Source organism: Burkholderia sp. ZZQ-2 (genome assembly GCF_050768715.1).
Lineage (GTDB): Bacteria > Pseudomonadota > Gammaproteobacteria > Burkholderiales > Burkholderiaceae > Burkholderia > Burkholderia cepacia.
Genome location: NZ_LDVA01000275.1, coordinates 25,000 through 31,169 on the forward strand (window position 1 = coordinate 25,000; position 6,170 = coordinate 31,169).

General features: G+C 66.1%; 5 protein-coding genes. 2 read left to right on the top strand and 3 right to left on the bottom strand.

Annotation, left to right across the window (positions count from 1 at the left end):
* Nucleotides 1–86 precede the first annotated feature (86 nt).
* Both aceB and ABY44_RS22385 read right to left on the bottom strand, forming a co-directional pair.
* Complete coding sequence (gene aceB / locus ABY44_RS22380) at nt 87–1,679, bottom strand: malate synthase A (protein WP_060170450.1); 1,593 nt, start codon at nt 1,677–1,679, stop codon at nt 87–89.
* A gap of 65 nt (nt 1,680–1,744) precedes the next feature.
* Nucleotides 1,745–2,506 carry a haloacid dehalogenase type II gene (locus ABY44_RS22385; RefSeq protein WP_021159073.1) on the bottom strand — a complete coding sequence of 254 codons (762 nt, stop codon included), beginning with the start codon at nt 2,504–2,506 and terminating at the stop codon, nt 1,745–1,747.
* A gap of 154 nt (nt 2,507–2,660) precedes the next feature.
* On the opposite strand from ABY44_RS22385, the gene ABY44_RS22390 reads away from it, so the two are divergent.
* Nucleotides 2,661–3,566 (top strand): LysR family transcriptional regulator, encoded by a 906-nt coding sequence (locus tag ABY44_RS22390; protein WP_021159074.1) that lies wholly within the window; start codon nt 2,661–2,663, stop codon nt 3,564–3,566.
* 171 nt (nt 3,567–3,737) lie between these two features.
* The gene (locus ABY44_RS22395) at nt 3,738–4,172 is read left to right on the top strand and encodes a universal stress protein (protein ID WP_011352489.1); all 435 of its coding nucleotides are present in this window, start codon (nt 3,738–3,740) and stop codon (nt 4,170–4,172) included.
* A 189-nt stretch (nt 4,173–4,361) separates the two neighbouring features.
* Here ABY44_RS22395 and aceA read toward each other — a convergent pair whose 3' ends face one another.
* On the bottom strand, nt 4,362–5,669 hold the full coding sequence (gene aceA / locus ABY44_RS22400) for an isocitrate lyase (RefSeq protein ID WP_027787068.1): 1,308 nt from the start codon (nt 5,667–5,669) through the stop codon (nt 4,362–4,364).
* Nucleotides 5,670–6,170 lie beyond the last annotated feature (501 nt).

Below are 6,170 nucleotides of genomic sequence, written 5' to 3' on the forward strand. Positions count from 1 at the left end.
CCCCGAGGGGCGCTTTCGTTTGTGCCGTCATTCGCGTGCGACCGGCGCCGACGCAGGGCCGGCCCCGATCGGGACGGGCGGCTTCGTCAGATTTCCTCGTACAGCGGCAGCGTCAGGAATTCGGTGAAGCCTTCCGACGTCGACATCTGCTCGAAGATCGCGGCGGCGCGCTCGTACGGCTGCGTGTTGCCGCCGACCGAGCGCTTCACGTTGTCGAGCTCGGCCTTCGAGAATTCCCGCACGAGCTCGGCCGTGACCTTGCGGCCGTCGTCGAGCACGCCCTTCGGCGAGCGGATCCATTGCCACACCTGCGAACGGGAAATCTCGGCCGTGGCCGCATCTTCCATCAGGTTGTGGATCGGTACGCAGCCGTTGCCGTCGAGCCAGGCGCCGAGGTAATGGATGCCGACGTTGATGTTGTTGCGCAGGCCGGCTTCGGTGATCGGTGCTTCAGGCTGGAAGTCGAGCAGGTTCCTGCCTTCGACCTGCACGTCGTCGCGCTGCTTCGCGATCTGGTTCGGCTTGTCGCCGAGCACCTTGACGAACTCTTCCATCGCGATCGGCACGAGGCCCGGGTGCGCGACCCAGCCGCCGTCGTAGCCGTCGGTCGCGTCGCGCTGCTTGTCCGAACGCACGCCGCCCATGGCCTTGTCGTTCGCTTCCGGATCGTTCTTGATCGGGATCAGCGCGCTCATCCCGCCGATCGCCGGCGCGTTGCGCTTGTGGCAGGTCTTCAGCAGCAGCAGCGCGTACGCGCGCATGAACGGCACCGTCATCGTGATCTTCGAACGCTCGGCCAGGCAGAAGTCGCGGTCGTTCTTGAATTTCTTGATCGCCGAGAAGATGTAGTCCCAGCGGCCCGCGTTCAGGCCCGAGCTGTGTTCGCGCAGTTCGTACAGGATCTCGTCCATCTCGAACGCGGCGAGGATCGTCTCGATCAGCACCGTCGCGCGGATCGTGCCGCGCGGCACGCCGATGGCTTCCTGCGCCGCGACGAAGATGTCGTTCCACAGCCGGGCTTCGAGATGGCTTTCCATCTTCGGCAGGTAGAAGTACGGGCCCGAGCCGCGCGCAAGCAGTTCCTTCGCGTTGTGGAACAGGAACAGCGCGAAATCGAAGATGCCGCCGGACACGCGCTGGCCGTCGACCGTCACGTGCTTCTCGTCGAGGTGCCAGCCGCGCGGACGCACGATCAGCGTCGCGACCTTGTCGTTCAACTGGTAGGACTTGCCGTTCTGCTCGAGCGAGATCGTCCGGCGCACCGCGTCCTTCAGGTTGATCTGGCCGTCGATCTGGTTCGTCCAGCTCGGTGCGTTCGAATCCTCGAAGTCCGTCATGTACGAATCGGCGCCCGAGTTCAGCGCGTTGATGATCATCTTGCGCTCGACGGGGCCCGTGATCTCGACGCGGCGGCATTGCAGGTCGGCCGGCAGCGGCGCGACCTTCCAGTCGCCTTCGCGGATCGCCTTCGTCTCGGCCAGGAAGTCGGGGCGCTCGCCCGCGTCCAGGCGTTTCGTGCGCTCGACGCGCGCCTGCAGTAGCGCCTGGCGGCGCGGTTCGAACGTGCGGTGCAGCGCCGCGACGAGTGCGAGCGCTTCGGGCGTCAGGATTGCTTCGTAACCCGGCTTGATTTCGCCGGTGATCGCCATGCCTTGCGGCAGCGTGATCGGGGTGCTCATGAGTCTCATCTCCTTGGTCGGTCAGTTGCGGTTTCGGTAAAGGGGGAAGGTGGCAGCTGCAAACGTCATGCGCCCGGGCCGGGGCGCGTGCGGTTTGCGGGTCTGCCGGACGGAGCCGGGGTGGCGAGGAATGCGAGCAGGTCGGCCATGCCGGTGCCCGTACCGTCCGGCGGCGCGCCGAGTTCCTCGGCGGGCGCGCCCGTGCGGTTGAGCCAGAACGTGGTGTAGCCGAACCAGACGGCGCCGGCGACGTCCCACGCGTTCGACGACACGAACACGATGCCGCGCCGGTTCGGTCCGAACGCGGCGGTGCCGAGCGCGTAGGCCGCCGGACTCGGCTTGTACGCGCGCACGGTATCGGCCGACAGCACGCGATCGAACAGCCCGGACATGCCGGCGCTCTTGATCGCGATGTCGAGCATCTGCGGCGTGCCGTTCGACAGGATCGCGAGCGGCGGGCGCGGGTCGAGCGCGCGCAGCTTGCGCAGCGCGGGCACCGTATCGGGATAGGTGGACAGGCACGCGTATTCGTCCATCAGTCGCTTCTCGGCCGCGCTGTTCAGCGCGAGCCCGAGCCGGCGCGCGGCGAACCGCAGCGCATCGAGCGTGATGTCCCGGAACGGGCGGTAGCGGGCGCCGGCCGGATCCGCGAGCGTGCGCAGCTGCGAGTATTCGATTTGCTTGCGTCGCCACAGCTGCGACAACCGTTCCCCGTGACCCGGAAACATCTGCTCCGCCGCGGCCAGCACCGCACGCACGTCGAACAACGTGCCGAATGCGTCGAAGAGGATTGCGTCGGGAGAGGAGAGTGTCGTTGTGGCCGACATAGCCTTGCGCTCCAGTTTCAGAGGTCGGGTAAATTCTATTCGTGATCGTATACGCTAAAAAAGACGCTATTCATCACTTGATCTTTTACTTTCATATACCTAATCTTGAGCCGTTTAAGTTATTTGAAGGGCGGCGGCACCGCCCCGGCGAGTCATGGACCGGTTCAAGCAGATCGAAACGTTCGCTGCGGTCGCGGCGAAGGGCAGCCTGTCGGCGGCCGCGCATGCGGAAGGCGTCGCCCCGGCGATCATCGGCCGACGCCTCGACGCGCTCGAGGAGCGGCTCGGCGTCAAGCTGCTGGTGCGCACGACGCGCAAGCTCACGCTGACGTTCGAGGGCTCGGCGTTTCTCGAGGATTGCCAGCGGATCATCAACGACATGCAGAACGCCGAGGCGAGCGTGTCCGCCGGCGGCGTCAAGGCGAGCGGCCACCTGCGTATTTCCGCGCCGGCCGGCTTCGGCCGGCGGCACGTCGCGCCGCTCGTGCCCGAATTCAGCGTCGGGCATCCCGACGTATCCGTCACGCTCGACCTGTCCGACCGCATGGTCGACCTCGTCAACGAGGGGTTCGATTGCGCGGTGCGGCTCGGCGAGCTGCCCGACTCGTCGCTCGTGTCGCTGAAGCTCGGCGAGAACCGCCGCGTGTGCGTCGCGGCTCCCGCGTATCTCGTACGGCGCGGCACGCCCGCGACGCTCGCGGAACTGGCGCGGCACAACTGCCTCGCGCTCGCGGCAAACGCGAACCAGCAGCGCGGCTGGGCGTTCCAGGAGGACGGCAAGGTCGTGTCGATCCGCGTGAACGGCACGATGGAGTGCTCGGACGGAGCGGTGCTGCACGAGTGGTGCCTCGCCGGACATGGCCTGGCGTGGCGCTCGTGGTGGGAGGTCGGCGAGGACATCGCGGCCGGCCGGCTCGTCAGCGTGCTCGACGCATTTGCCGCCCCGCCGATCGGCATCCACGCGGTGTTCCCGCAACGCAGGCACCTGCCGCTGCGTGTGCGGCTGTTTCTCGACTACCTGAAGCACACTTACGAGCGGCCCGGATATTGGGGCGAGTAGCAGCGGGAGCCGGTCGCGTTCGCCCGCGTGTTTCCGATATGAGGGCGAACCCGCTGCCGGGGCCGGTTGGGCGGTTTCGCGCACTACACTCGTAGGAGGCATGTCCGACGCGCCACGGCCGCCCCGGATGGGATCGCGGCTTGCGGCGTGTACTTGACGAAGGAGGGCGCGATGTTCCGGCACATCCTCGTTCCAACCGACGGTTCCGAACTGTCGCAGAAGGCGATCGACGGCGCGATCGACCTGGCCCGGGCGGTCGGTGCGCGCGTCACGGCGTACGCGTGCCTGCCGCAGTATCCGTACTCGCCGTTTTCCGAAGTGATCATCGAGCCGCCCGCCGATTTCCGGGCGCGCAGCGAGCGCGAGGCGCGCACGCATCTCGACGAGGTCGAATCGGCCGCGAAGGCGGCCGGTGTCGACTGCGACACCTGGACGAGCGTCCATCCGTCGCCGTATCTCGGCATCATCGAGGCGGCAGAACGCGGCGGTTGCGACGTGATCTTCATGGCGTCCCACGGACGCCGCGGGCTCGGCAGCTTGCTGATCGGCAGCGAGACGCAGCGCGTGCTGACCCATACGAAAATTCCGGTGATCGTCTATCGGTAGGGCGGTGCCCTGGAAAAAGGGCGCGCCGGACGAAGCCGGCGCGCGTCGTTGCTGGCGGCACGCAGGCCGCGCGGCCGGTCGCGCGATCGGTATCGCGCGCCTGCCGTCTCCTCCCTGATTCTTGTTCGGTGGCCGATGCCGCACCGTCGCGAGACGGGGCGGGCATCGGCAAGACACGCCTGGCGCGTGTTACGCGACCTTCTTGCCGTCGAAGAACTGCTCGTCCTCGGTCGAGCCGTGCAGTGCGGTCGTCGACGCTTCGCGTTCGACCGTCTGCGTCACGGCGTCGAAGTAGCCGGTGCCGACTTCGCGCTGGTGCTTGACGGCCGTGAAGCCCTTGTCCGCGGCCGCGAACTCGGCCTGCTGCAGTTCGACGAAGGCGCTCATCTGCGTGCGGGCATAGCCGTGCGCGAGGTTGAACATCGAGTAGTTCAGCGCATGGAAGCCGGCCAGCGTGATGAACTGGAACTTGTAGCCCATCGCGCCGAGCTCCTTCTGGAACTTCGCGATCGTCGCGTCGTCGAGGTTCTTCTTCCAGTTGAACGACGGCGAGCAGTTGTACGACAGCAGCTTGCCCGGGAACTGCTTGTGGATCGCTTCCGCGAACTTCTTCGCGTACTCGAGATCCGGCTTGCCGGTTTCGCACCAGACCAGGTCGGCGTACGGCGCATAGGCAAGACCGCGCGAGATTGCCTGCCCGATGCCCGGCTTCGTGCGGAAGAAGCCTTCCACGGTGCGCTCGCCCGTGAGGAACGGCTTGTCGTTGTCGTCGACGTCGGACGTGATCAGGTCGGCGGCTTCCGCGTCGGTGCGGGCGACCAGCACGGTCGGCGTGCCCATCACGTCGGCCGCGAGACGCGCTGCCGACAGCTTCGCGACGGCTTCGCGGGTCGGCACGAGCACCTTGCCGCCCATGTGGCCGCACTTCTTCACCGACGCGAGCTGGTCCTCGAAGTGGACACCCGACGCGCCGGCTTCGATCATCGCCTTCATCAACTCGAACGCATTCAGCACGCCGCCGAAACCGGCTTCCGCGTCGGCGACGATCGGTGCGAAGAAATCGACATAACCTTCGTCGCCCGGATTCTTGCCCTCTGACCACTGGATCTGGTCGGCGCGCGTCAGCGTGTTGTTGATGCGCTTCACGACGAGCGGCACCGAGTTTGCCGGGTACAGCGACTGGTCCGGGTACATTTCGCCCGCGACGTTCGCGTCGCCGGCCACTTGCCAGCCGGACAGGTAGATGGCCTTCAGGCCGGCCTTCACCTGCTGCATCGCCTGGTTGCCGGTCAGCGCGCCGAGTGCGTTGACGAACGGCTCGTTGTTGACGAGGCTCCACAGCTTTTCCGCGCCGCGCTTGGCGAGCGTGTGCTCGATCGGAACCGAACCGCGCAGGCGGACCACGTCCTCAGCCGAATAGCTGCGCTTGATGCCTTTCCAGCGCGGATCGGTTTCCCATTGCTTTTGCAGTTCCTGTGCCTGTTGCTGACGCGACATGATGAGCTCCTTGATGCGGTGCGATGCCTGATGGGTTGAATCTGACGGTGGTGAGGCTGTTCTCGAAGCCGGGAGCGTTGCGTTCCGGTTCGTGAGGTCTTGTATAAGAGTCTAGGCAAATCGACCGAGGCGGGACAGGGGGCTTTGTGGGGCGGCAGTCAAATTTTTAGTTGTTTTGAATCAGTGGCTTGAAGTTGTAATTTCGAGATAAGAAATGCCTTTTCCCATCCCGCAATCGCCCGGGTTGTGCCACGCAGCATGATTTTTTACGACACAAAAAAATTTTCCGCATCGTGAAATGCGGGGCGGGGCGAAAAAAAACCGGCGCAGATGCGCCGGTTGGCTGGTTGGGCAGTGCCATCCGTGGGGCGGCCGGTGGCCGCCCGTGCGTGCTTACGACGCGGAGTTGCTGCGACGCGGGCCGCCGCTGCGTTGACCGTCGCGGCGCGGGCCGCCGTCACGGCTGCCGCCCGGCTTGCCGCTCCAGCCGCCGCCATTGCC